Source organism: Mycobacterium sp. UM_CSW, assembly GCF_000455205.1.
Taxonomy (GTDB): Bacteria; Actinomycetota; Actinomycetes; order Mycobacteriales; family Mycobacteriaceae; genus Mycobacterium.
The window spans coordinates 151,294-175,712 of the sequence record NZ_AUWQ01000017.1 but is presented as its reverse complement, the minus strand read 5'-3'; the positions used below and the strand labels follow the sequence as shown (position 1 = coordinate 175,712).

Sequence of the window (24,419 nt, the reverse complement as noted above, 5' to 3'; positions counted from 1 at the left end):
TTGCGTCTGCTCGCGGTGCTGACGAACCTCAGTACGGCTGGACGCCCTGCGGCATCACATAGTCCGATATCGGCCCGGACACGCCGTTGACCGTCGTTCCGCCGTTGATGATGCCCGGCGCCATTTCCAGCATGTTGTTGGGAAATCCGAACGTCGGTTTGGTGAGCTCGTCGAGCCGGGCAAGTTCGTCGGCGCCGAGGGCGACGTCGACGGCGCGGAGGTTGTCGTCGAGCTGTGAAAGCCGGCGAGCCCCGATGATGACGGACGAGACGCCAGGTTGTGCGCGTACCCAGGCCAGCGCCACGCTGGCGACGTTCGTCTCGTGCGCCTTGGCGATGATCTCGAGTTCGTCGACCACCGCGTAGGTCTGCTCGTTGAGGAAGGCGTCAACCAGCGCGCCGCGACCGGGGTTGTGCTGTCCGGCGTTTCGGCGGGTGTACTTGCCGCTGAGCACGCCGCCCTTGAGCGGGGACCAGGGTGTGATGCCCAGGCCGAATTCGGACGCCATCGGCACCAGTTCCTGTTCGATGGAACGTTCCAGCAGCGAGTACTCGACCTGCAGGCCGACGAACGCCGACCAGCCGCGGAAGCCCGCGATGAGGTTGGCTTGGGCGATCTTCCACGCCGGGGTGTCGGAAACGCCGACGTAGCGCACCTTGCCCGACCGGACGAGGTCGTCGAGCGCCGCCATCGTCTCCTCGATGGGGGTATTCGCGTCCCAGATGTGCAGCCAGTACAGGTCGATGTAGTCGGTCTGCAGGCGCCGCAGCGAGTTTTCGCACGCGCTGATCAGTGATTTGCGGCCCGAGCCGCCACCGTTGGGATCGCCCGGATACAGGTTGCCGCTGAACTTGGTGGCGATCACCAAGCGATCGCGGCGGGCGGCGTTGCGCCCGACGTGGTCGCCGATGATCTTCTCCGAGTGGCTCCTGGTGTAGAAGTTGGCGGTGTCGATGAAGTTCCCGCCGACTTCGGTGTAGCGATCGATGATCTGTTGGGACTCTTCCACACTGGTGCCCCAGCCGAGGTCTTCGCCGAATGTCATGGCGCCCAGGCACAACGGGCTGACGCGCAAGCCGGAGCGTCCGAGTGTCACGTATTGGTCCAGTCGCATTTCCGCAGACATAGGATCGCTTTCTGATAGATTGTTCGGTTATGAGCTTGTTCCGTTCTAAACTAGTTTACGACTGAACGATCTGGCAAGTCGATGTCATCGGGCGACGCGGCCAAGATCTGGTCGTTGAATTACCGGCTGCTGGTTTCGGTCATCTCGGGCGCCGAGGCCGACATTTGCGCGCTCGGGCTCGAGTCCAAGGAGCTGTTTGTGCTCGCCGAGATCGACGAGCATCCCTATCCGGCCGAACTCGCGGCGACGTTGTGCATGCCCAAGGCGACGGTGACGGTCTACCTAAAACGGCTCGAGGCCGCGGGATTCGTGCACCGGGAGATCGACCCCGCCGACCTGCGTCGCCACCGACTGCTGCTCACCCCCGCCGGCCGCAAGGTCGCCGCCGGCGGGCTGGGGCTGCTCTCGGCGGAGTTCGACAAGCGCCTCAGTCGGCTCACGGCCGCGCAGCAAAAGGAGTTCAAAGGCCTGCTGGAGCGAATCGTTTGAACGCCTGAGCTAGTCTGACGTGTCGTGCGCGTCCTGGTGATCGGTTCCGGTGCCCGTGAGCATGCGCTGCTGCTGGCGCTTCGGGAAGACCCGCAGGTCACGGGCCTGGCCGTCGCGCCGGGCAACGCCGGCACCGGCCGGCTCGCCGAGCAGCACGACGTCGACATCACCTCGGGTGAGGAGGTCGTCGCGCTGGCGCGCGAGGTCCGCGCCGACCTGGTGGTCATCGGTCCCGAGGTGCCGCTGGTACTCGGGGTGGCCGACGCCGTGCGCGCCGCCGGCATCGTCTGCTTCGGGCCCAGCAAGGACGCAGCCCGCATCGAGGGCTCCAAGGCGTTCGCCAAGGAGGTCATGGCCGCGGCCGGCGTGCGCACCGCGTCCAGCGAAATCGTAGACAGCCCAGCGCGTTTGGATGCTGCCCTGGACCGGTTCGGGCCGCCCGCCGGTGACCCCGCCTGGGTGGTGAAGGACGATGCCCTGGCCGCCGGCAAGGGCGTGGTTGTGACCCCCGATCGGGATGTGGCGCGCGCACACGCGGCCAGCCTGCTCGAGTCGGGACACCCGGTGCTGCTGGAGTCCTATCTCGACGGGCCCGAGGTGTCGCTGTTCTGCGTCGTCGACGGCGCCACCGTGGTGCCGCTGTTGCCGGCGCAGGACTTCAAGCGCGTCGGTGACGACGACAGCGGACCCAACACCGGCGGCATGGGCGCGTACGCGCCGCTGCCGTGGCTGCCCGAGCATGTGTACCGCGAAATCGTCAGCGGAATCGTCGAACCCGTTGCCGCCGAACTGGTTAAGCGGGGCAGCCCGTTTTCCGGATTGCTCTACGTCGGCCTGGCGATCACCGCAAAGGGACCCGCAGTGGTCGAATTCAACTGCCGCTTCGGGGATCCCGAGACCCAGGCCGTGCTGGCGCTGCTGGAGTCGCCGCTCGGCCAGCTGCTCCACGCCGCGGGCACCGGGACGCTCGCCGAGTTCGGGGAGTTGCGCTGGCGTGACGGCGCCGCGGTGACGGTGGTGCTGGCGGCCGAAAACTACCCGGGGCGCCCCCGCGTCGGCGACGTGGTCGTCGGGTCCGAAGCCGACGGGGTGCTGCACGCGGGAACGGCGCGCCGCGACGACGGCGCTGTCGTCTCGTCGGGCGGCCGGGTGCTGTCCGTGGTGGGCACCGGCGCGGACCTGTCGGCCGCCCGCGCGAATGCGTACGAAGTTCTGGGCTCGATTAAGTTGCCCGGCAGTCACTTCCGTAGTGACATCGCCCTCGCGGCGGCGGAGGGCAAGATCAGCGTCTAGAAAGCCGCGGCTTGCCCGTCGCGGCGCGGATCGCTCACCGCCAGGTATCCGTCGTCGAGGCGCCAGATCGCCTGGCAGCTGCCGAACTGGTTGTAGTCGTCGACGGCAACGAGGTCGTGACCGCGCCGGCGGAGTTCGTCGAGCGTGGCTGGCGGAAAGCCGTTTTCGCAACTGACCTGCATGCCCTGCACCCAGCGGAACCGCGGGCCGTCGCACGCGGCCTGCGGATTCTGCCCGTGGTCGGCGATGCGCACCATCACCTGCACGTGGCCCTGGGGCTGCATGGTGCCGCCCATCACCCCGAAACTCATCACCGGGGCGCCGTCCTTGGTGACGAACCCCGGGATGATCGTGTGGTAGGGACGTTTGCCGGGCCCGACCCGGTTCGGATGGCCCTCCGTCACAACGAAATCCGCGCCCCGGTTCTGAAGGGAGACACCGGTGCCCGGCACCACGACACCCGAGCCGAACCCCATGTAGTTGGACTGGATCATCGACACCATCATCCCGCTGGAGTCGGCGGCGGTCAGATACACGGTGCCCCCGCGCGGGTTGCCGGCCGATGCCGGTTTGGCTCGTGTTCGATCGATCAGGGCCGCGCGCTCGCGCAGGTAATCCTTGTCCAGCAGGCGATCCGGAGCCAGGGCCATGTGGTCGATGTCGGCGACATAAGCGTGCGCGTCGGCGAAAGCGAGCTTCACCGCTTCGATCTGCAGGTGGACGCTGTCGGCGGAATCCGCCGGCAATGAGGACATGTCGAAGTGCTCCAGGATGCCCAGCGCGATCAGCGCCACGATCCCCTGGCCATTGGGCGGTATCTCGTGCACGGTGTATCCGCGGTAGCCGGCATCGATCGTGCCGACCCAGTCGGCGCGGTGCGCGGCGAGGTCGCTGGCCCGCATCACGCCGCCGTTGGCCGACGCGTGCGCCTCGAGTTCGGCGGCGATGTCTCCGCGGTAGAACGCCTCGCCTTTGGTCGCCGCGATCCGCTCGAGCGTGGCCGCATGAGCGGGAAACCTAAACAGCTCACCGGGTTTCGGTGCCCGGCCGCCGGGCAGGAAAGCCTCGGCAAACCCGGGCTGGTTCCTGAACAGCGGCACCTGGGCGGCCCATTGCTCCGCGACGGTCGGCGAGACCAGGAAACCGTTGCGGCCGTAGGAGATCGCGGGTTCGAAGAGCTTCTCGAACGGAAGTTTGCCGAACCTTGCATGTAGCTCCGCCCACGCGGACACGGCCCCGGGCACGGTCACCGAATTCCAGCCGGCCGCGGGAATGGCGTTGCCGCCGAAGTATTCCGGCGTCCAGCCGGCAGGGGAGCGACCGGACGCGTTCAGGCCGTGCAAGCGCTGCCCGTCCCAGACGATGGCGAACGCGTCCGAGCCGATGCCGTTTGACACCGGCTCCACCAGCGTCAGGGTGACGGCGGTCGCGATCGCGGCGTCGGCTGCGCTGCCGCCCTCGGCCAGCATCCGCAGACCCGCCTGGGCCGCGAGGGGTTGCGATGTGCAGACGACGTTCGCCGCGAGGACGGGCTTTCGCGGCCAGGCGTAGGGGAGGCTCCAATCGAACGGTGTGGTCACGGTCGGATCGTCGCACGGGCACCCTGTGAACCCTCTGTCAGGGCCATATGACTGTGCTCAAACTTGATAGCGCATGCGCTATCGGATTCCGGACTCGCATATCCCCAAGGAGAGCCGGCTCTTCAGACCGCGTGGCTGCCAACTCAGGCCGTCAGCAGCGGCGCCATCCAGGTCAGCTCGGCCGGCAGTTGCGAGCTCCAGAATTCGCCATTGTGCCCGCCGGGCGAGAAGCCGCCCGCGGGTGGGTTGGGCAGTTGCGCGATGAACTGCTTCGTCGCCCCGTAGAACGGATCGCTGTCGCCGCAATCGATCCGGATCGGGATCGACGCCAGCGCCGGCATTCCGAACACCGAGTTCGCCGCGAAGTCGTCGGCACCGTCGAACGCGCCGGGCGCGGCCGCCCCGGACGACAGCCACAACGCCGGGCTCACCGCACAGATCGCGGCGGTGCGCCCCGCCCCCAGCCGCCCGCCGAGCAGCAATGCGCCGTACCCGCCCATCGACCAGCCGAGGAACGCGACGCGGGAGGTGTCCAGATCCTGGCTCCCAAGCATCGGGATCAGCTCGTTCAGCACCATCGCCCCGGCGTCCTCGCCGGACGCCCTCTTGTGCCAATAGCCGCCGCCGCCGTCCACGGCGACCACCGCAAACGGCGGCAACCCGGCGTTGACGGCCTGCGCGAGGCCCTGTTCGACGCCGCCGGCCATCACCGTGGCGGCGTCGCTGCCCTTACCGTGCAGCGCGATCACCGGCCGCAGCGCCTTGGTCTGCCCGGGCGGCCGGGCGATCGCCCAGTTGGTGCTGACCCCCCCGCGCGCCGCAGAGACGAAGGAGCCCGTCACCATCGTCGGCGCAGCCTGGGCCGGCGCCGCGGGCTCGAGCGGTGCGGGCGCCGCGGGCGGGCTGCCGCCGCCCCAAGACACCGGCGTGGCGTGTGACGTTCGGGGCTGGAACAGGGCATATGCTCCCGTAGCACCGATGGCCGCGCCGGCGCCGAGACCGAGCAGGGTTCGGCGGCTCAGGTCGGGCATGCGGGCCATCATGCCATGACCGTTTGGCCGAAATGGCAATGCAGTACCACTTTTGCTGGCACGATGGCTACTCGTGACTGCAGCAGTTACTCCAAAGGGAGAACGTCGACGGTATGCGCTCGTGAGCGCCGCCGCCGAGCTGCTCGCCGAGGGCGGGTTCGAGGCGGTGCGGCACCGGGCGGTCGCCCGGCGCGCCGGCCTGCCCCTGGCGTCCACCACCTATTACTTCTCATCGCTTGACGACCTGATCGCGCGCGCCGTCGAGCACATCGGAATGATCGAGATCGCGCAGCTGCGCTCCCGGGTCAACGCGCTGTCCCGGCGGCGCCGCGGACCCGAGACCACCGCCGAAGTCCTGGCGGACCTGCTGGTGGGCGACCTGTCCGATCCGGCGCTCACCGAGCAACTGATCTCGCGCTACGAGCGGCACATCGCCTGCACACGCCTGCCCGCCCTGCGCGAGACCATGCGCCGCAGCCTGCGCCAGCGCGCCGAGGCAGTGGCCGAGGCGCTGGAGCGATCCGGCCGATCGGTGCGCATCGAGCTGGTGTGCACGCTGATCTGCGCGGTCGACGGCTCGGTGGTCTCCGCCCTGGTCGAGGGCGGCGACCCCGCCGCCGCCGCGCTGGGCACCGTGGTCGAGCTGGTCGACGTGCTCGCCCCCATCGACCCGCGTCCGGTGCAGATCTGAGCCGTCACGGCAGCGACGGCGTCACGATGGCCCCGGTGGCTACATCGCCGTAGATCGTGACGTCGGCCGGGCGGCGCTCGGCGTACAACGCGACGTAGGCGCAGACGACGGCATCGACCGGATCTTCGGCGCGGCGCAGCTCGCTTTTGCGTTGCGCGGCGACGACTTCCCCGCGCAGCCGCGTCCAGCCGTCGTGGCCGTCGACGCGCAGCGGCACCCCGGCGTGCGCAAGCTTTTCGATGCCGTCCATCAGGAGCAGGAGTTCCGATTTGAGCCGCGCGACGTCGCGGCCCGGCTTGGCCTTGTACTTGAGGGTCCGCTCGAGCCGGAACAGCACGACGGTCGCCGAATGGGGGTAGACCTCGATGGCGCGCCGAGCGGCCGGCGACCGCGGGTCCATGTCGAGGCCCAGCGTCTCGGCCAGCCGCGCCGCGCGCGGCCTGTCGGCGAACTCCGGTTTGCCGGTATTACATGGATGGGCGCCGGCCTCGAACCTGCGGAAATCGCGGTTGAGGGCCGCCTCGGCGGGCCGCTGGCCGCTGGGATTGGTCACCACCAGCGGCGCGTCGAACGCCACCACGCAGTCGCCCCCGACATAGGGAGACAAGGCGGCGAGCACGTCGGCGTCGTCGCGCGCTGCGCCGAGGTGCATGAGGTGGCCGTCGGCGTCGAGCACCGCGACGCCAGTCGGCTTGCGACCGCCCCAGGCCAGGTCCACACCGACGAAGTACACCCGCACAGGGTATGGCCGCCACCGTAAGCTGTGTGCTTGTGAGCATTCCGAACGTGCTGGCCACCCGGTACGCCAGCGCCGAGATGGTCGCGATCTGGTCGCCGGAGGCCAAGGTCGTCGCGGAGCGGCGGCTGTGGCTGGCGGTGCTGCGAGCCCAGGCCGAGCTGGGAGTGGACGTTCCCCCCGAGGCGATCGCCGACTACGAGCGGGTGCTCGAGGATGTTGACCTGGCCTCGATCGCCAACCGCGAACGCGCGCTGCGCCACGACGTCAAGGCCCGCATCGAGGAATTCAATGCGTTGGCCGGCCACGAGCACGTGCACAAGGGGATGACGAGCCGCGACCTGACCGAGAACGTCGAGCAGTTGCAGATCCGGCGGTCGCTGGAATTGGTTTTCTCGCACGGTGTTGCGGTGGCGGCCCGGCTCGCCGAGCGGGCGGTGACCTATCGCGACCTGGTGATGGCCGGACGCAGCCACAACGTCGCCGCGCAGGCGACCACGTTGGGCAAGCGGTTCGCCTCGGCGGCCCAGGAGACGCTGATCGCCTTGGAGCGCATGGGGGAGCTGATCGACCGTTACCCGCTGCGCGGCATCAAGGGCCCGATGGGCACCGCGCAGGACATGCTGGACCTGCTCGGCGGTGACACGGCCAAGCTGACCGAACTCGAGGGACGCATCGCCGACTTTCTCGGGTTCGCAACGGTTTTGACCAGCGTCGGGCAAATCTACCCGCGATCGCTGGATCACGACGTGATCTCCGCGCTGGTGCAGCTCGGCGCCGGGCCGTCGTCGATGGCGCACACCATCCGGCTGATGGCCGGGCACGAGCTCGTCACCGAAGGGTTCGCCGAAGGGCAGGTCGGCTCGTCGGCGATGCCGCACAAGATGAACACCCGCAGTTGCGAACGGGTCAACGGGTTGCAGGTGGTGCTGCGCGGCTACGCCTCCATGGCCGCCGAGCTGGCCGGCGCGCAGTGGAACGAGGGCGACGTGTTCTGCTCGGTGGTGCGCCGAATCGCATTGCCGGACAGCTTCTTCGCCATCGACGGACAGATCGAGACATTCCTGACCGTGCTCGACGAGTTCGGCGCCTACCCGGCGGTGATCGCCCACGAACTGGATCGCTACCTGCCGTTCCTGGCCACCACCAAGGTGCTCATGGCCGCGGTGCGCGCCGGCATGGGTCGCGAGGCGGCCCACCACGTGATCCGGGAGCACGCGGTGGCGACGGCGCTGGCCATGCGGGAACGCGGCGCCGAGCCCGACCTGCTCGACCGCTTGGCCGCCGACGAGCGACTTCCGCTGGACCGAACGGCGCTGGAGGCCGCGCTGGCCGACAAGAAGGCGTTCACCGGTGCCGCCGGTGACCAGGTGGACGAGGTGGTCGCGGCGGTGGACGCGTTGGTGAGTCGCTACCCGGACGCGGCCAAATACACCCCGGGCGCAATCCTGTGACTCTCGCGGGCGCGCTCTCGGGGATCGACTTCACTGACCTCGACAACTTCGCCAGTGGGTTCCCGCACGAGCTGTTCGCCGTGCATCGGCGAGAGGCGCCGGTCTACTGGCACGAGCCGACCGACAACACCCCCGACGGCGAGGGCTTCTGGTCCGTCGCCACGTACGCGGAAACCCATGAGGTGCTGAAGGACCCGGCCACCTACTCGTCGGTCACCGGTGGGCAACGGCCGTACGGGGGCACGCTGCTGCAGGACCTGGCCATCGCGGGCCAGGTGCTCAACATGATGGACGATCCGCGGCACACCCAGATCCGGCGGCTCGTCAGCTCCGGGCTGACGCCGCGCATGATCGGCCGCGTCGAGGACGACCTGCGCATCCGGGCGCGCCGGCTGCTCGACTCGGTGGTGCCGGGCGAACCGTTCGACTTCCTGGTCGACATCGCCGCCGAACTGCCGATGCAGATGATCTGCATCCTGCTGGGAGTGCCTGAATCCGAACGGCATTGGCTCTTTCAGGCCATCGAACCACAGTTCGACTTCGGCGGCTCGCGCAAGGCCTCCCTTTCGCAACTGTCCGAGGCGGAGGCCGGGTCACGGATGTACGCCTACGGCCAGGAGCTGATCGCGTCCAAGCGCGCCGAGCCCACCGACGACATGCTGTCGATCGTCGCGAACGCCACGGTCGACGACAAGGACGCTCCGGCGCTGTCCGATCTCGAGCTGTACCTGTTCTTCAGCCTGCTGTTCAGCGCGGGCGCGGAGACGACGCGCAACGCGGTCGCCGGCGGCCTGCTGGCGCTGGCCGACCACCCTGACCAATTGCGGGCGCTGCGTTCGGATTTCGGCCTGCTGCCGACGGCGGTCGAGGAGATGGTGCGGTGGACGTCGCCGTCGCCGTCGAAGCGGCGCACCGCCACCCGCGACGTCACGCTCGGCGGGCAGTCCATCCAGGCGGGACAGAAGGTCCAGATCTGGGAGGGCTCGGCCAACCGCGACGCCGACGTGTTCGACCGCGCCGACGAATTCGACATCAACCGGAAGCCCAACCCGCACTTGGGCTTCGGTCAGGGGATCCACTATTGCCTGGGCGCCAATCTGGCGCGGCTGGAGCTGCGGGTGCTGTTCGAGGAACTGCTGACGCGCTTCGGCGCCGTGCGGGTCGCCCGGCCCGTCGAATGGACGCGCAGCAACCGGCACACCGGCATCCGGCACCTGGTCGTGGAGCTGCGCGAGGAGCAGTGACGATCCGCCTCGCCGATGCCGAGCCGTCACCCGATGTGTTCGCCGCGGTGATGGCGACCGGGATCTTGTCGATCGGCGCGCGCGATCACGGATACCGGTGGGCCAGCGACGCGCTCGGCGTCGTGGCCACCGTCGCGCTGGCTGTCCTGGTCGCCGTCACCGTCATCGCCGCCGCGCGCCGGAATCTTCGCTGGGACCTCACGGACCCCGACGTCACCCTGCGGCTGTTCACCTTCGTGGCCGCGTGCGCGGTGATCGACGCACGGCTGTCATCCAACGTGTGGGTGCTGCGGGTGATCGGTGCGGTCGCGCTTTCGGCCTGGCTGGTGCTGATCGCGCTCAGCGCGCGAAACATGTTGGCGCCCAGCCGGACCGCGCTGCGCGATCACGCCCACGGCGCGTGGGAACTGGCCAGCGTCGGGACATCCGGTCTGGCGATCGTGATGGCTCAGCTGGCGCACCGCACCGGCCATCGCTGGTGGCTGACCGTTGCCCTGCCGATGTGGGCGGCGGCGATCTGCATCTACGGCCTGATGACCTGGCTGATCCTGTGGCGCGCGATCGCCGAGCGCCAGGATCGTGACGGGTTCGAGCCGGACAGCTGGATCCTGATGGGCGGCCTGGCCATCGCCACTCTGGCCGGCGACGACATCCACGCCGTGGCACCCCACGGGCTGGCCGGGCCGGTGCGGGTAGTGACCGTGGTGACGTGGGTGGCCGCCACCTTGTGGATGCCGCCGCTGATCTACTTCGGCCTGCGCCGGATCAACCGTCGACCCGATTCGCTGCGGTTCGCCGGTGTGTGGTGGGCGCTGGTGTTCCCGCTGGGCATGTACTCCGCCGCCAGCTACGCCATGGCAGGCGAAATGGGTCAACGTTGGCTGACCACGGTTTCGCTGGTCTTCTTCTGGGACGCGTTGGCGGCGTGGCTGATTGTGGTCCTCGCCGGGTTACTGCGCGTGTCACGGCCGGCGGGTGACCGCCCGTAAGCGCAAATTAACGCCTCGGAATGAACAGTCGTCGCCGAACCTGCATAATCTCCCGGTGACCAATACCTCTCGTGTTCGCTCGTTCGTTGTTGCACTGCTCGCTGCGTTGCCGATGCTGGCGATTCCGGTCGCCGCCGCCGACCCGCCGCAGGGTGCACACATCACCGACATCCAGCACGTCAACGACCGTTGGGACAAGGTTTCCGTCTACTCACCCTCGATGAACACCGTCATCGTTAACGATGTCTACAAGGCCCCGAACGCTGGCGCACCCGTCTTCTACCTGCTACCCGGCATCGACGGCGGTGACGACAGAGCTTGGTTCGGCATGACCGACATCCAAGGCTTCTTCGCCAACAAGAACGTCAACGTCGTCTCCCCGCTCGGCGGTCCCTTCAGTTGGTGGACCAACTGGGTCAACGATGGCGGCAAGCAATACCAGACCTACATGACCAGGGAACTGCCCCCGGTGATCAACGCGCAGTACCACGCCAACGGCAAGAACGCCGTCGGCGGACTGTCGAGCACCGGCGGCACCGCCATCGACTACGCCGTCCAGGCGCCGGGAGTCTTCCGGGCCGTCGCTTCCTACAGCGGTTTTCCGTCCGTTTCCGACCCGGATGAGGCGCAACAGGTCTCGCTGACTTTGGCGAGTGGCGGCCAAAGCGCCGAGAACATGTGGGGACCCCTCGGCGGCCCCGAATGGGTGGCCCACGACCCGTCGAAGAACGCCGGAAAGTTGAGGGGCGTAGCGGTTTACGCCGCCGCGTCCGGCAGCGGCGGCGTGGGCGACGTCGACCGGCTGCCCGCGGGCTTCGGGCCGAATGTCGCCGGCGGGCTCATCGAACGCATCACCGCCGACAGCACCAAGCGGTTCGCCGATGCCGCGAACGCCGCCGGGCTGCGGATCACCTACGTCGTTCGCCCCGAGGGCTCGCACACCTGGGGCCTCTTCGAGTCGGAGATGCAGGAGTCCTGGAACACCACCGTCGGACCGGCGCTCGGCGCATAGCGCGGTTAGCGGGCGCGCAGCGCGATTCCGGCCGACCGTAGTTCCAGCGCGGCCAGCGCCCGGATGGTGACCGGATCCTCGCGCCGCCATCCGCCGACCGGGTCCGCGCTGATCGCGGCCAGCTTGCGCGGCGCCCGGTTCGTCAGGGCCCGCAGCGCCAGCAGCTGTTCGCCGGCCGGGGTCGCCGCCAGGCCGCTGACGGTCCACTTGCGCCGGAAGAAGCGCAGCCGCAGCAACAGCCACGGGATGACCACGATGAGCAGCGGCACGGCGACGACGGCCAGCGCCGCCAGCACCGCGAGCCAGCCCGCGGTGGTCTCCAGGCTGTGCCCGGCCGCCGCGATGTCGAGGGCGGCGGCGCTGGCCGACGAGAGTGGCTTGCTCACCGCATCGCCGAGCACCGGGATGTTGTGCGCGCCCTGGCCGGCCGACGCCAGGTTGCCCGCGACGCCGTTCGCGCCGATCTCGACCTGTCGGCCGGCCTCGGCGATGGTCGAGATGGCGTCGTACACGGCCGTGCCGACGACCAGCCACAGCGCCGTCCACAGGAAGATGGCGAAGTCGCTGAACAGTTGGACGGCCAGCCGGCCGGGGGTGGTGGCATAGGGCAGAACCCGCGAGGGCAGCGATGTCATAGCGCAATACCAGCACAGGGCCGGGCGTTCGGCGCCGGATAGGCTGGCTCGATGCGCCCTGCACTGTCCGAGTACGAGCATCTGGCCAGCGGCAAGGTCCGCGAGATCTACCGCGTCGACGACGAGCACCTGCTGCTGGTGGCGAGCGACCGGATCTCCGCATACGACTACGTCCTGGACAGCACGATCCCGGACAAGGGACGCATCCTGACCGCGATGAGCGTCTTCTTCTTCGGACTCGTCGACGCGCCCAACCATCTGGCCGGTCCGCCCGACGACCCCCGCATCCCCGACGAGGTGCTCGGCCGTGCGCTGGTGGTGCGACGGCTCGAGATGCTTCCGGTGGAATGCGTGGCCCGCGGGTATCTGACCGGCTCCGGTCTGCTGGACTACCAGGCGACCGGCAAGGTGTGCGGCATCGCGCTGCCGCCCGGCCTGGTGGAAGCCAGCAAGTTCGCCAACCCGCTGTTCACCCCGGCGACGAAGGCTGCGCTGGGCGACCACGACGAGAACATCTCGTTCGCCCGGGTGATCGAGCTGGTCGGTGGGGTGCGGGCCAACCAGCTGCGCGACCGCACCCTGCAGATCTACGTTCAGGCCGCCGACCACGCACTCACGAGGGGAATCATCATCGCCGACACCAAATTTGAATTCGGCACCGACGCGGATGGCAATCTGCTGCTGGCCGACGAGATCTTCACGCCCGATTCCTCGCGGTACTGGCCGGCCCGCGATTACCGGCCCGGTGTGGTCCAGACCAGTTTCGACAAGCAATTCGTCCGCAACTGGCTGACCGGCCCTGAGTCCGGTTGGGATCGCCAGGGGTCGCAGCCGCCGCCACCGCTTCCCGACGACATCATCGACGCGACCCGAAGCCGTTACATCGAGGCCTACGAGCGCATTTCGGGTCTGAGCTTCGGCGACTGGATCGGCCCGGGCTCATGACGGACGCCGCACTGGACGCGCCCACACCGCCCGTCGCGAAGCGGGTGGAAACCCGGCGCGAATTCCACGGCGACGTGTTCATCGATCCGTACGAGTGGTTGCGCGACAAGGCCGACCCCGAGGTCATCGGCTACCTGGAGGCCGAGAACGACTACGTCGATGCGATGACGGCTCACCTGGAACCGTTGCGGCAGAAGATCTTCGAGGAGATCAAGTCGCGCACCAAGGAGACGGATCTGTCGGTGCCCACCCGGCAGGGCGACTGGTGGTACTACGCCCGGACCTTCGAGGGAAAGCAGTACCGCGTCCAATGCCGTTGCCCCGTTGCCGACCCCGATGACTGGGACCCGCCGGTCCTCGACGAGAACACCGAAATCCCCGGCGAGCAAGTCATACTCGACTCGAACGCCGAAGCCGAAGGCCATGAATTCTTCGCGCTGGGCGCCGCCACGGTCAGCCTGGACAGCAACCTGCTGGCGTACTCCGTCGATACCGTCGGCGACGAACGTTATACCCTGCGGTTCAGGGACTTACGCACCGGTGAGCAGTACCCCGACGAGATCGCCGACATCGCCGCGGGAGCCACCTGGGCGGCCGACAACCGCACGGTGTACTACCTGACCCTGGACCCGGCTCACCGCCCCGACAAGGTCTGGCGCTACCGGCTCGGCTCCGGCGAACCGTCGGAGCTGGTGTATCACGAAGCCGACGAACGGTATTGGCTGGGCGTCGGGCTCACCCGAAGCGAGAAGTACGTGTTCATCGCGGCGGGTTCGTCGATTACCTCGGAGATGCTGTATGCGGACGCCGCCGATCCGCGGGCGGCGTTCACCGTCGTGCTGCCGCGGCGCGAAGGCGTCGAGTACTCGGTCGAGCACGCGGTGGTCGGCGGCGAGGACCGGTTCCTGATCCTGCACAACGACGGCGCGGTGAACTTCACGCTCACCGAGGCGCCCGTCAGCGATCCGACACGACAGCGCACCCTGATCCCGCACCGCGACGACGTCCGGCTCGACGGAATGGATGCCTTCGCCCGCCACCTCGTCGTCAGCTACCGCCGCGAGGCGTTGCCCCGGATTCAGTTGTGGCCCATCGGTTCCGACGGGCAATACGGTGAGCCCGAGGAAATCTCCTTCGACTCGGAGCTGATGTCGAGCGGTCTTGGCGGCAACCCCACCTGGGATTCGCCCAAGCTGCGGATCAGGGCGGGGTCGTTGGTCACCCCGGCGCAGGTTTACGACATCGACCTCGCCACCGGTGAGCGCACGTTGCTGCGCGAGCAGCCCGTCCTCGGCGGCTACCGGCCCGCCGACTACGTGGAGCGGCGGGACTGGGCGCGCGCGGACGACGGGACGCGAATCCCGGTGTCGATCTTGCACCGCGCCGACGTCGAGTTTCCCGCGCCGGCACTGCTCTACGGTTACGGCGCCTACGAGATATGCACCGACCCAAGCTTTTCCATCGCACGGCTGTCGTTGCTGGACCGGGGCATGGTGTTCGCCATCGCCCATGTCCGCGGCGGCGGTGAGATGGGCCGGCTGTGGTACGAGCACGGCAAGCTGTTGGAGAAGAAGAACACCTTCACCGATTTTGTCGCGGTAGCAAGGCATTTGGTGGATTCGGGCCTGACCCGGCCGCAGCAGCTGGTCGCGCTGGGCGGTAGCGCGGGGGGCCTCTTGGTGGGTGCGGTGGCCAACCTGGCGCCGGACCTCTTCGCCGGCATCCTCGCACAGGTTCCCTTCGTGGACCCGCTGACCACCATCCTCGATCCCTCGTTGCCGCTGACTGTCACCGAATGGGACGAATGGGGAAACCCGTTGAGCGACAGCGATGTCTACGCGTACATGAAGTCGTATTCGCCCTACGAGAACGTCGAAGCCAGGCATTACCCGGCCATCCTGGCGATGACGTCGTTGAACGACACCCGGGTCTACTACGTCGAGCCCGCCAAGTGGGTCGCAGCGCTGCGGCACGCCAACACCGACGGAAATCCGATTCTGTTGAAGACCCAGATGAACGCGGGACACGGCGGCGTCAGCGGTCGCTACAAGGCCTGGCAGGAAACCGCGTTCCAGTACGCGTGGCTGCTAGCTGCTGCCGACCGCGACCGCTACGGCGGCGGCCAGGAAAACGGCCTGGATCGCGGTGCGCAGGGGTAGCCGGGTCGTCATCGACTTGGGCGGATCGGGCATCCGGGAGGCGTAGACGTTGGCCGGGAACATGACCAGCATCAGCACCAGGAGGCAGGCGGCCGCCGCCACGCGGGTCACGGGAACGAGCAGGCCCACGGCCCCGAGCAGCTCCAGCAATCCGGTGATGGTGACCAGGTAGCCCGGGGCGGGCAGGCGAGGCGGCACGATCGCGATGAGGTCGCGCCGCAGCGGCGGGGCGAAGTGTGAAAACCCGGTCAGCAAGAACATCGCCGCCAGCCCGACGGCGAGCGCGGCCGTCCAGCTGTTGACGTAAGCGACGCCGAGCCAGCCGATGCTCCGCGCGGCGATGGTGGCCACTAGCAACGTGATCAACGGGGCCATTACGATTCCAATCTAGACAATGGCAAGATCCTAGCACCAGAAGGTAAACCCCTATCTAGTCACTGTCAAGTTTGGTCGGTATGCTGGCCTGGTGGCCCGTCCCAACTACCACCACGGCGACCTGCGCGCGGTGATCCTCGCCGAGGCCGCGCGCCAGGTGGCCGAGCGCGGCGCCGACGGGATCTCGTTGCGCGAGCTGGCTCGCGGCGCGGGCGTGTCGCATGCCGCTCCCGCCCACCACTTCACCGATCGGCGCGGGTTGTTCACGGCGCTGGCCACCGAGGGCTTCCGGCTGTTGGCCGAGACGCTGACCCGCGCGCGGGGCCGCTTCACCGACGCCGCCCTCGCCTACGTGCGGTTCGCCCTCGAGCACCCCGGCCACTATCAGGTGATGTTCAACCGGTCGCTCCTGGACGCCGCGGACGCCGAACTGGCCGCCGCCGAGGCCGCCGCGGGGGCCGAGCTATCCCGCGGCGTCGCGACGTTGCGGGATCCCAATGCGCGGGCCGACCCTGCCGCAGCTCAGCTGGCGGCCTGGTCACTGGTGCACGGGTTTTCGACGCTGTGGCTCAACGACGCGGTCAACGCCGCCGTCAAACAGGCCGATCCGATGGACACCGTGCTGCGGATCGCAACGATGCTGTTCGACGGTTAGTCGAGGTCCTCGCCCGCTGTTACGATCGCGGGCTGCTTCGGCAGGAACATCGCCGGGATGACGGTCAGTGTCACCAGCACGACCGCGATCACGAATACCGTTGTGTACGCGTGGGAAAGGTCGTGCAGGACGCTGTCGGCAAAGCCGGGGGCGAGCGCCTTCGGTGGGATGGCCGACGGGTCCACCGGTGTCCCGGTGGCGGCGGCTTTCTGCTGGAGGGCGGCGAGTTTGTTTGCCGCGGCGATATTCTCGCTGCGGTTGAACTGGTTGGTGATGATCATCGACATCAGCGCGGTTCCCATCGAGCCGCCGACCTGATGGCTGACGCTCATCAGCGTTGTGCCGCGGGCGATCTGGTGGGGTGACAGGGCCTGCACGGACGCCACCGACAGCGGCATCATCGTGCAACCCATGCCCAGCCCCATGACCGCCAGGGCGATCAACAGCGTGGGCAGGTACGCCGCCTGCCGGGCCACGCCGAAAGCGAAGGCCCCCAGGCCGGCGGTGATCAGCGCGATGCCGATCAGCACGATCTTGCCCGGGCCCTGCCTGTCCACCAGCGGCCCGGTCAGCCGCATGGTGAGCATGGCGCCGAGCCCCTGCGGGATCATGTGCACGCCGGCCTGCATCGGCGTCTGGTGCAACACCTGCTGGAAGTAGCTCGGGAGCAGCAGGCCCGCCCCGAAAAACGCGATGGCGAACAGCACCATCGTCACGTTGGCCTGGCTGATCACCTTGTTCTGGAACAACCGCAGGTCGATCAACGGGTGGTCGGTACGGCGCCGCGCGTGGAGGACGAACGCGGCGATCAACAGCAGGCCGACGGCCGCCGGTATCAGGACGCGGCGGTCGGCAACCGTGCCGCAGCGCGGGACGGAGGACACCGCGAACAGGAACGTCGCCAGGCCGGGCGACAGCAGCAGCCCGCCGACGACATCGAAGGTCTCCGAGCGCGTGGGGTGATCCCTGGGGAACACCAGTCCCGCAAGGACCAGCGTCAAGAGCCCGATCGGCAGGTTGATCAAGAAGATCCACCTCCAGCTGGAGGTGTCGATGAGCCAGCCGCCCAGGATCGGCCCACCGATCGGGGCGAGCAGCATGGGGATGCTCAGGATCGACATCAGGCGGCCGAGGCGGCCGGGCCCGGCCTCGCGGGTCATGATCACGAATCCCAGCGGCATCAGCATGCCGCCGCCGATGCCCTGCACCACTCGAAACACGATGAGCTGCAGGATCGTTGACGCGACCGCGCACAGCAACGAGCCCAGCGCGAACGCCACCACCGATCCCATGAAAAGCCGTTTGGTGCCGAACCGGTCGGCGGCCCAACCTGTCAACGGGATCACGGTCGCCAGCGCCAGCGTGTAGCCGGTCATCGTCCAGGCGACGATGGCTTGCGACGAGCCGAATTGGTCGATGAAGGTGCGTTGCGCGACGGCGACGACGGTGACGTCCAGAATTGCCATCACGGTGGCCAGCAGGCACACCCCGGAGACCCGTAACAGCCTGGCGTCCAGCTTGTCGGGGTAGACATGGGCGCCCGGATGCTGAGGCGGAGCGGTGGGCGGCGAGGTGTCGGCCGCTGCTGAACGGGCCTTGTCCATGGCGTTGCTTAGCATATCGAATCGATTGCGTCCGCCGACGGTGGGACGCGTTTGCTGTCGGGGGCCGTTCGGGCGCCCGGGCGCGCGCAGATTCGCTGGTTGCGGGCTTGCCCGGCCGAATTTCCGCCTGGGCCGATATACGCCTGCCGTCTGCGTGTCCTTCACCGTCCCGACACCTGGAATCGTCAAACTGCAGGTGTGTCTGGAAAATTGATCGTCTCGGTGTCCGGGATCGGTGAGCGGACCCTGGGCGACGTCGAGGCGTTCTGCGCACAAATGGATGCCCGCAAGGTCCCGGTCTCGTTGTTGGTTGCTCCCCGACTCAAGGGCGACTACCGCCTCGACCGCGACCCCCGCACCGTGGAGTGGCTGACCGCCCGTCGGGCCGGCGGCGACGCCATCGTGCTGCACGGCTACGACGACCCCGCAACCAAGAAGCGTCGCGGCGAGTTCGCGGTGCTGCGCGCGCACGAGGCCAACCTGCGATTGATGGGCGCCGACCGGGTGCTCGAGCACCTCGGGCTGCGCACCCGCCTCTTCGCGGCACCGGGCTGGGTGGTGTCCCCGGGTGTGGTCAAGGCGTTGCCGCAGAACGGCTTTCGGCTGCTCGCGGATCTACACGGGATCACCGACCTGGTCCGGCACAGCACCGTCCGCACCCGGGTGCTGGGCATCGGCGAGGGTTTCCTGACCGAGCCGTGGTGGTGCCGCATGGTCGTGCTGTCCGCCGAACGCATCGCGCGCCGCGGCGGCATCGTGCGGGTCGCCGTCGCCGCGCACCAACTGCGCAAGCCCGGGCCGTTGCAGGCCATGCTGGACGCCGTCGACCTGGCGTCGATGCACGGCTGCACCCCGACCGTCTACAAGTGGCGGCCCCACAGCGCGGTCCTCGACGCCGCCTGACCGAGCGTCTGATTGGCCCGCCGGCGGCGGGCATTACCCTGTTGCCACATGAGCGATTCTTCGGTCGCGGGGTTCGCCGCTGACGCGATCATCGTCGGTGCCGGTCTTTCGGGTCTGGTGGCCGCCTGCGAGTTGGTCGAGCGCGGCCTGCGAGTGCTGATCCTCGACCAGGAGAACAGCGCCAATCTGGGCGGGCAGGCCTTCTGGTCGTTCGGCGGCCTCTTTTTTGTCGACAGCCCGGAGCAGCGCCGGCTGGGCATCCGCGACAGCCACGAGTTGGCCCTCCAAGATTGGCTGGGCACAGCGGCGTTCGACCGGCCCGAGGACTACTGGCCACGCCAATGGGCGCACGCCTACGTCGATTTCGCGGCCGGGGAGAAACGCAGTTGGCTGCGCGCCCGCGGCCTCAAGATTTTTCCGTTGGTGGGTTGGGCCGAGCGCGGCGGTTACGGCGCGCAGGGACACGGCAATTCGGTTCCCCGCTTTCACATCACCTGGGGCACCGGGCCGGCGCTGGTCGAGATCTTCGCGCGCCGGTTGCGGGATCGTTCGTCGGTGCGCTTCGCGCACCGCCACCGGGTCGACGAGCTGATAGTGGAGCGCGGCGCGGTGACCGGCGTCCGCGGCACCGTGCTGGAGCCCTCGGCTGAGGCACGCGGCGTGGCGTCGTCGCGAAACCCGTTGGGGCAGTTCGAGTTCCGGGCTTCCGCGGTGATCGTCACCAGCGGCGGCATCGGCGGCAATCACGAGCTGGTGCGCAAGAATTGGCCCAGGCGGATGGGCCGCGTGCCCGAGCAGTTGCTCAGCGGCGTGCCCGCGCACGTCGACGGCAGGATGATCGGCATCTCCCAGCGGGCCGGCGCGCGGGTCATCAACCCCGACCGGATGTGGCATTACACGGAGGGCATCACCAACTACGACCAGATCTGGCCGCTGCACGGCATCCGCATCATCCCGGGCCCGTCGTCGTTGTGGCTGGACGCGTCCGGCAAGCGGTTGCCGGTGCCCCTCTATCCCGGCTTCGACACCCTCGGCACGCTCGAGCACATCACCAATTCAGGCCATGACTACACCTGGTTTGTGTTGAACGCCAAGATCATTGAGAAGGAGTTCGCGCTCTCCGGCCAGGAGCAGAACCCCGACCTGACCGGTCAGAGCGTGCGCGAGCTGGTGCGCAACCGGGCCAGCTCCGGGCCGCCGGCACCGGTGCAAGCCTTCATCGACCGGGGCGTGGACTTTGTCAGCGCGGACTCGCTGCGCGAGCTGGTGAGGGCGATGAACAAGCTGCCCGATGTGGAGCCCCTGGACTACGCCACGGTGGAGTCCGAGGTGACCGCCCGGGACCGCGAGGTGGCCAACCGGTTCAGCAAGGACGGCCAGATCACCGCGATCCGCGCGGCGCGCGGCTACCTGGGCGACCGGCTGGGCCGGGTGGTGGCTCCGCACCGGCTGACCGATCCGAAGGCCGGGCCGCTAATCGCCGTCAAGCTGCACATCCTGACCCGAAAGACGTTGGGCGGCATCGAGACCGACCTGGCCGGGCGGGTCTTGACGGCCGACGGCACGCCGCTGACCGGTCTGTACGCGGCCGGGGAGGTGGCCGGCTTCGGCGGCGGCGGCGTGCACGGCTATCGCGCGCTGGAGGGCACGTTTTTGGGCGGCTGCATTTTCTCCGGGCGCGCCGCCGGCCGCGGCACCGCCGACGACATCACCTAGGAGTTGCTCGCCGAACGCCGCGCTGGCGTGACGCTGGAGCCCGAACGCCGCGCCAGCGCGACGCTCGGCCGAATTAGAAGGTGACCGCGCTTTCTTCGGGCAGCACCTGAAAGTCGGTGGTGGTCAGCTCGGTGAGCCGGCCGTAGTAAATCCCCCGCGCGTCGGGGGCGATGATCCCCTGGTGGATGGGCACCGCCCGCGCCGGCGCCACCGCGCGCAGGTAGTCGACGGCCTCGGCGATCTTCATCCACGGGGCCGCCGCCGGAGCGGCCAGCACGTCCACCGGCTCGTCGGGCACGAACAGCGCATCGCCGGGGTGCATCAGTCGCGCCGCGTGGCCGCCGTCGCCGATCAGAAACGAAATGTTCTCTATCACAGGGATTTCCGGGTGGATCACGGCGTGCCGGCCGCCGACGGCGCGGACGGTCAGCTCGCCGATCTGCAGTTCGTCTCCGACGTGCACCGCCCGGCAGGGCGTGCCGAGTTGCTCGGTGGTTTGCGGATCGGCGTAGAGCGCCGCGTCGGGGTTTCCCTCGAGCAGCGCGGGCAGCCGGCTCACGTCGACGTGGTCGGGGTGCTGGTGGGTGATCAGGATGGCGGACAGTCCGGTGATTCCCTCGAAGCCGTGCGCGAAGGAACCGGGATCAAAAAGCACACGCGTGTTGTCGAACTCGGCGAGTAGGCAGGAATGGCCGAAGTGCGTAAGTTGCATATCTACGATTGTGCCCTGACGGGGGTGATGCCGATGCGGGTGATCCTGGCGGCGATGCTGGTTGTCGGCGGCTTCGCGGTGGCCCTGATCGTGGTGGTACCCGCCCATGCGGACCCGGAGACCTGCCCGCCCGTGTGCGACCAGATCCCCAACGGCGCCTGGATTCAGCAGCGCGCGGTGCCGCTGGACCCGGTGTACCACTGGCCGGCGCTGGCCGGCTCGTCGGTTCCGCTGACGGGCACCGGGGCGGCGAGGTTTCGCTTCGAGGACCTGTGTGCGTCGCCGGAGGCGCCGCAGGACGCCCGCGCCTCGGCGGTCGCGGCGCGCGTGACGATCACCCACCCGGACGGTCAGTGGCAACTGCAGGCCGAAATCCTGCACTGGCGCGGCGACACCGCCCGCGGCGGCTCCATCGCGGCCGGGGTGTTCAGCGCCGCCGTCGCCGCCCTGCGCGGCTGCCAGCAACGCGTCCCGGCGCAGTCGCCGTCGATCACCAGCGACGAGCCGAACCGGATGGCTGCGGTGGTCAGCGGCCCGGTGATCATGCACACCTACCTGGTGGCCCACGTCGCGAGCAGCACGGTCAGCGAGCTCACGCTGTGGTCGCAGGGGCCGCCGCAGGTGTCCTGGCCGGCGATGGCGGACGACTCCGTGCTGAGCTCCATGGTCGCGCCCCTGTGCGACGCCTATATCGCCTCGTGCCCGTGACCGCCCGCTTGCACCGCGCGCCGGTAGAGTTGGGTGCCGAGATGAACCCTGAGGAGGAGCGCCGGTGAGCCGGGTGGTCGTTCATGTGATGCCCAAAGCGGAGATTCTGGACCCGCAGGGTCAGGCAATTGTCGGCGCGCTCGGTCGGCTCGGCCACCCGGGGATCTCGGATGTCCGGCAGGGCAAGAGATTTGAGCTCGAGGTCGACGACACGATCGGCGATGCGGAGCTCGCCGAGATCGCCGAGTCGCTGTTGGCCAACACCGTGATCGAGGACTGGACGATCAGCCGGGAGACGCAGTGACGGCGCGGATCGGAGTCATCACATTCCCTGGGACGCTCGACGACGTGGACGCCGCCCGGGCGGCGCGTCGCGTCGGCGCCGAGGCGGTCGCGCTATGGCACGCCGACGCCGACCTGAAGGGGGTCGACGCCGTGGTGGTCCCCGGCGGTTTCTCCTACGGCGACTACCTGCGCGCCGGCGCGATCGCCAGATTCGCCCCGGTGATGGCCGAAGTGGTCGACGCCGCGGGACGCGGGATGCCGGTGTTGGGAATCTGCAACGGTTTTCAGGTGATCTGCGAGGCCGGGCTGTTGCCCGGGGCGCTGACCCGCAACGCGGGCTTGCACTTCGTGTGCCGCGACGTGTGGCTGCGGGTGGCATCGACCTCGACGGCGTGGACGTCGCGTTTCGAGCCCGACGCGGACCTGCTGGTGCCGCTGAAGTCGGGCGAGGGCCGCTACGTCGCCCCCGCAAACGTGCTGGACGAGCTGGAGGGCGAGGGCCGGGTGGTTTTTCGCTACCACGACAACCCCAACGGCTCGCAGCGTGACATCGCCGGCATCAGCTCCGCCAACGGTCGCGTAGTCGGGCTGATGCCGCATCCGGAGCACGCCATCGAGGCGCTGACCGGGCCCTCCGACGACGGCCTGGGCCTGTTCTATTCGGCGCTGGACGCCGTGCTCGCCGCTTAGGCGGAAATTCCTGCGGCACAGCGTAATTCGCAGAAGGCCGCGGTGAGCGCGTCGGTCGCTTCGTGTGGGTCGTCGAACGTCCGGTCGTCGGTGAGCACCGCGATGCCGAGCTGGTCGACGTAGCTCCACACGGTGATGTTGACCGGGGCGCCCGGCGACAGCACGCCGGTCGAGTAGATTTCGCTGACCGTCGCGCCCCCGAAGTGGCCACGCTCTCGCGGGCCCACGACGCTGGACACCGCGACGTTCATCATCTTGTTCGGTGCCTCCCGCTGGGCCAGCCACCGGAACGCGGCCGGGGCCAGCGCGGTCGGCAGGTAGGTCATCATCCGCTCGTAGAGTCGGGGGCCCAGAATTTCGTGGTCTTCCTTCGCGATTCGGGTCGCCAGCGCCACCAGCCGCGCCCGTTCGGCCGCGTCGGCGATGTGAACGGGCAGCGAAATGGACAGGCCACTGATCGCGTTGCCGGTGACCCGGTTGGACCTGTCGGTGGCGGTCGGCACGGACGCGATGATCGGCCGGGCGGCCGCGCCGTCGTAGGCCAACAACAGATTCCGAAGCCCTCCGGCCGCCGTCGCCAGCACCATGTCGGTCATCGTGATGCCCAACGCCCTGGCGGTCGCCTTGACGTCGGGCAGCGGCAGCGTCGCGCTGGCGAACCGCCGCCGCGGCGACACGACGTGGTTGAGGAAGGTCGGCGGCGCGTCGAACGCGTCGGCCAGGTCGGGGTGATTCCCGCGCTCGCGGGACCGGCGGCGCACTCGCGTCAACCCCACGGCCGCGTCTTTGACCAGGCCCGGCAGCTTGGCGGCCTGGCGCGCGTGGTCGCGCGCGGCGGCGCGCAGCAGGTCGGACCTTGACGGCGTGATGCAGGTTTCGTCGTTGTCCCGCTCGTCGGTCGGCCCGTCCTCGAGGTCCATCGCGCGCGCCAGCAGGTTGACGGAGGCCACGCCGTCGGCCAGTGCGTGGTGAATCTTGCCGATCACCGCGAACCGGCCGCCGGCCAGGCCCTCGGCGAAGTGGAATTCCCACAGCGGACGGCTGCGATCCAGCGGCGTGGAGGCCACCTCGCCGATGACGCCGTCGAGCTCTCGGCGGCCGCCCGGCGTGGGCACCCGCACTTGCCGCAAGTGGTAGTTCAGGTCGACCTCGCAGTTCTCCTGCCACATGGGGTGATGCAGTTGCCACGGGATGTCGACGAGCTTGTAGCGCAACGGTTCTAGCAGATGCAGCCGGCGGCGCACGTGGCGCCGGAACGCCTCGAAGCCGAAGTCAGAATCGCAGCCGGAGGGGTCGAGGACCGCGATTTTCAGCGTGTGGGTGTGCAGGTTCGGCGTCTCGCTGTACAGCAGCATGGCGTCCATGCCGTTGAGCCTCTTCACATGCC

General features: G+C 68.7%; 24 protein-coding genes. 15 read left to right on the top strand and 9 right to left on the bottom strand.

All coding sequences use genetic code 11. From position 1 onward, the window contains the following. Positions 1–28 precede the first annotated feature (28 nt). A complete protein-coding gene (locus N415_RS08270) occupies positions 29–1,114 on the bottom strand; it encodes an aldo/keto reductase (protein ID WP_068179396.1) in 1,086 nt (361 codons plus the stop codon). A 93-nt stretch (positions 1,115–1,207) separates the two neighbouring features. Between N415_RS08270 and N415_RS08265 the strand changes: the two genes are divergently transcribed. Continuing rightward, positions 1,208–1,615, top strand: a complete 408-nt coding sequence (locus N415_RS08265; protein WP_068179391.1) for a MarR family transcriptional regulator — start codon at positions 1,208–1,210, stop codon at positions 1,613–1,615. Positions 1,616–1,639: 24 nt separating this feature from the next. Continuing rightward, a complete protein-coding gene (purD, locus tag N415_RS08260; RefSeq protein WP_068179388.1) occupies positions 1,640–2,908 on the top strand; it encodes a phosphoribosylamine--glycine ligase in 1,269 nt (422 codons plus the stop codon). Here the strand turns inward: purD and N415_RS08255 are convergent. Both N415_RS08255 and N415_RS08250 read right to left on the bottom strand, forming a co-directional pair. Then, on the bottom strand, positions 2,905–4,488 hold the full coding sequence (locus N415_RS08255; protein WP_068179386.1) for a gamma-glutamyltransferase family protein: 1,584 nt from the start codon (positions 4,486–4,488) through the stop codon (positions 2,905–2,907). The two genes, purD and N415_RS08255, sit on opposite strands and share 4 nt — an antisense overlap. Positions 4,489–4,631: 143 nt before the next feature. Continuing rightward, positions 4,632–5,531 carry an esterase gene (locus N415_RS08250; protein ID WP_068179382.1) on the bottom strand — a complete coding sequence of 300 codons (900 nt, stop codon included), beginning with the start codon at positions 5,529–5,531 and terminating at the stop codon, positions 4,632–4,634. A gap of 43 nt (positions 5,532–5,574) precedes the next feature. Here N415_RS08250 and N415_RS08245 point away from each other — a divergent pair, with 43 nt between their 5' ends. After that, on the top strand, positions 5,575–6,210 hold the full coding sequence (locus N415_RS08245; protein WP_173817349.1) for a TetR family transcriptional regulator: 636 nt from the start codon (positions 5,575–5,577) through the stop codon (positions 6,208–6,210). Between the two features lie 4 nt (positions 6,211–6,214). On the opposite strand, the gene N415_RS08240 is transcribed toward N415_RS08245, so the two are convergent. Then, positions 6,215–6,943: a DUF429 domain-containing protein gene (locus N415_RS08240; RefSeq protein WP_068179439.1), complete on the bottom strand. Its 729-nt coding sequence runs from the start codon at positions 6,941–6,943 to the stop codon at positions 6,215–6,217. A gap of 38 nt (positions 6,944–6,981) precedes the next feature. Between N415_RS08240 and purB the strand changes: the two genes are divergently transcribed. Genes purB through N415_RS08220 form a run of 4 tightly spaced genes read left to right on the top strand, consistent with a single transcriptional unit; the run spans position 6,982 to position 11,645 of the window. Beyond that, a complete protein-coding gene (gene purB / locus N415_RS08235) occupies positions 6,982–8,400 on the top strand; it encodes an adenylosuccinate lyase (RefSeq protein ID WP_068179436.1) in 1,419 nt (472 codons plus the stop codon). Next, positions 8,397–9,644 carry a cytochrome P450 gene (locus N415_RS08230; protein WP_068179380.1) on the top strand — a complete coding sequence of 416 codons (1,248 nt, stop codon included), beginning with the start codon at positions 8,397–8,399 and terminating at the stop codon, positions 9,642–9,644. The genes purB and N415_RS08230 overlap by 4 nt, the downstream gene beginning before the upstream one ends. Beyond that, entirely contained in the window at positions 9,641–10,633 is a 993-nt protein-coding gene (locus N415_RS08225) for a tellurite resistance/C4-dicarboxylate transporter family protein (protein WP_068179378.1), read from the top strand. Before N415_RS08230 ends, N415_RS08225 begins: the two co-directional genes overlap by 4 nt. Positions 10,634–10,688: 55 nt before the next feature. Continuing rightward, on the top strand, positions 10,689–11,645 hold the full coding sequence (locus N415_RS08220) for an alpha/beta hydrolase family protein (RefSeq protein WP_152531278.1): 957 nt from the start codon (positions 10,689–10,691) through the stop codon (positions 11,643–11,645). Positions 11,646–11,650: 5 nt separating this feature from the next. Here N415_RS08220 and N415_RS08215 read toward each other — a convergent pair whose 3' ends face one another. Then, positions 11,651–12,271: a hypothetical protein gene (locus N415_RS08215; RefSeq protein ID WP_068179429.1), complete on the bottom strand. Its 621-nt coding sequence runs from the start codon at positions 12,269–12,271 to the stop codon at positions 11,651–11,653. A gap of 60 nt (positions 12,272–12,331) precedes the next feature. Between N415_RS08215 and N415_RS08210 the strand changes: the two genes are divergently transcribed. Next, entirely contained in the window at positions 12,332–13,225 is an 894-nt protein-coding gene (locus N415_RS08210; protein WP_068179375.1) for a phosphoribosylaminoimidazolesuccinocarboxamide synthase, read from the top strand. Then, a complete protein-coding gene (locus tag N415_RS08205; protein WP_068179372.1) occupies positions 13,222–15,384 on the top strand; it encodes a S9 family peptidase in 2,163 nt (720 codons plus the stop codon). Before N415_RS08210 ends, N415_RS08205 begins: the two co-directional genes overlap by 4 nt. On the opposite strand, the gene N415_RS08200 is transcribed toward N415_RS08205, so the two are convergent. Continuing rightward, on the bottom strand, positions 15,313–15,759 hold the full coding sequence (locus tag N415_RS08200; protein ID WP_068179369.1) for a DoxX family protein: 447 nt from the start codon (positions 15,757–15,759) through the stop codon (positions 15,313–15,315). The two genes, N415_RS08205 and N415_RS08200, sit on opposite strands and share 72 nt — an antisense overlap. Before the next feature lie 91 nt (positions 15,760–15,850). Between N415_RS08200 and N415_RS08195 the strand changes: the two genes are divergently transcribed. Then, positions 15,851–16,414 (top strand): WHG domain-containing protein, encoded by a 564-nt coding sequence (locus tag N415_RS08195; protein WP_068179365.1) that lies wholly within the window; start codon positions 15,851–15,853, stop codon positions 16,412–16,414. On the opposite strand, the gene N415_RS08190 is transcribed toward N415_RS08195, so the two are convergent. Further along, positions 16,411–18,018 (bottom strand): DHA2 family efflux MFS transporter permease subunit, encoded by a 1,608-nt coding sequence (locus tag N415_RS08190; protein ID WP_081665115.1) that lies wholly within the window; start codon positions 18,016–18,018, stop codon positions 16,411–16,413. The two genes, N415_RS08195 and N415_RS08190, sit on opposite strands and share 4 nt — an antisense overlap. Positions 18,019–18,216: 198 nt before the next feature. Between N415_RS08190 and N415_RS08185 the strand changes: the two genes are divergently transcribed. Both N415_RS08185 and N415_RS08180 read left to right on the top strand, forming a co-directional pair. Beyond that, a complete protein-coding gene (locus N415_RS08185; protein ID WP_066937118.1) occupies positions 18,217–18,921 on the top strand; it encodes a DUF2334 domain-containing protein in 705 nt (234 codons plus the stop codon). A 48-nt stretch (positions 18,922–18,969) separates the two neighbouring features. Then, the gene (locus N415_RS08180) at positions 18,970–20,637 is read left to right on the top strand and encodes an FAD-binding dehydrogenase (protein WP_068179360.1); all 1,668 of its coding nucleotides are present in this window, start codon (positions 18,970–18,972) and stop codon (positions 20,635–20,637) included. A 73-nt stretch (positions 20,638–20,710) separates the two neighbouring features. Here the strand turns inward: N415_RS08180 and N415_RS08175 are convergent, their stop codons facing one another. Continuing rightward, a complete protein-coding gene (locus tag N415_RS08175; RefSeq protein WP_068179356.1) occupies positions 20,711–21,349 on the bottom strand; it encodes an MBL fold metallo-hydrolase in 639 nt (212 codons plus the stop codon). Here N415_RS08175 and N415_RS08170 point away from each other — a divergent pair. The 3 genes from N415_RS08170 to purQ all read left to right on the top strand — a co-directional run bounded on the left by N415_RS08170 (position 21,326) and on the right by purQ (position 23,032). Continuing rightward, complete coding sequence (locus tag N415_RS08170; protein ID WP_068179354.1) at positions 21,326–22,057, top strand: ATPase; 732 nt, start codon at positions 21,326–21,328, stop codon at positions 22,055–22,057. The genes N415_RS08175 and N415_RS08170 overlap by 24 nt on opposite strands. 64 nt (positions 22,058–22,121) lie before the next feature. Continuing rightward, positions 22,122–22,361 (top strand): phosphoribosylformylglycinamidine synthase subunit PurS, encoded by a 240-nt coding sequence (purS, locus tag N415_RS08165; RefSeq protein WP_068179350.1) that lies wholly within the window; start codon positions 22,122–22,124, stop codon positions 22,359–22,361. Beyond that, positions 22,358–23,032 (top strand): phosphoribosylformylglycinamidine synthase subunit PurQ, encoded by a 675-nt coding sequence (purQ, locus tag N415_RS08160; RefSeq protein ID WP_068179347.1) that lies wholly within the window; start codon positions 22,358–22,360, stop codon positions 23,030–23,032. The genes purS and purQ overlap by 4 nt, the downstream gene beginning before the upstream one ends. On the opposite strand, the gene N415_RS08155 is transcribed toward purQ, so the two are convergent. Further along, the gene (locus N415_RS08155) at positions 23,029–24,414 is read right to left on the bottom strand and encodes a wax ester/triacylglycerol synthase family O-acyltransferase (protein ID WP_193376417.1); all 1,386 of its coding nucleotides are present in this window, start codon (positions 24,412–24,414) and stop codon (positions 23,029–23,031) included. The genes purQ and N415_RS08155 overlap by 4 nt on opposite strands. Positions 24,415–24,419: the final 5 nt, after the last annotated feature.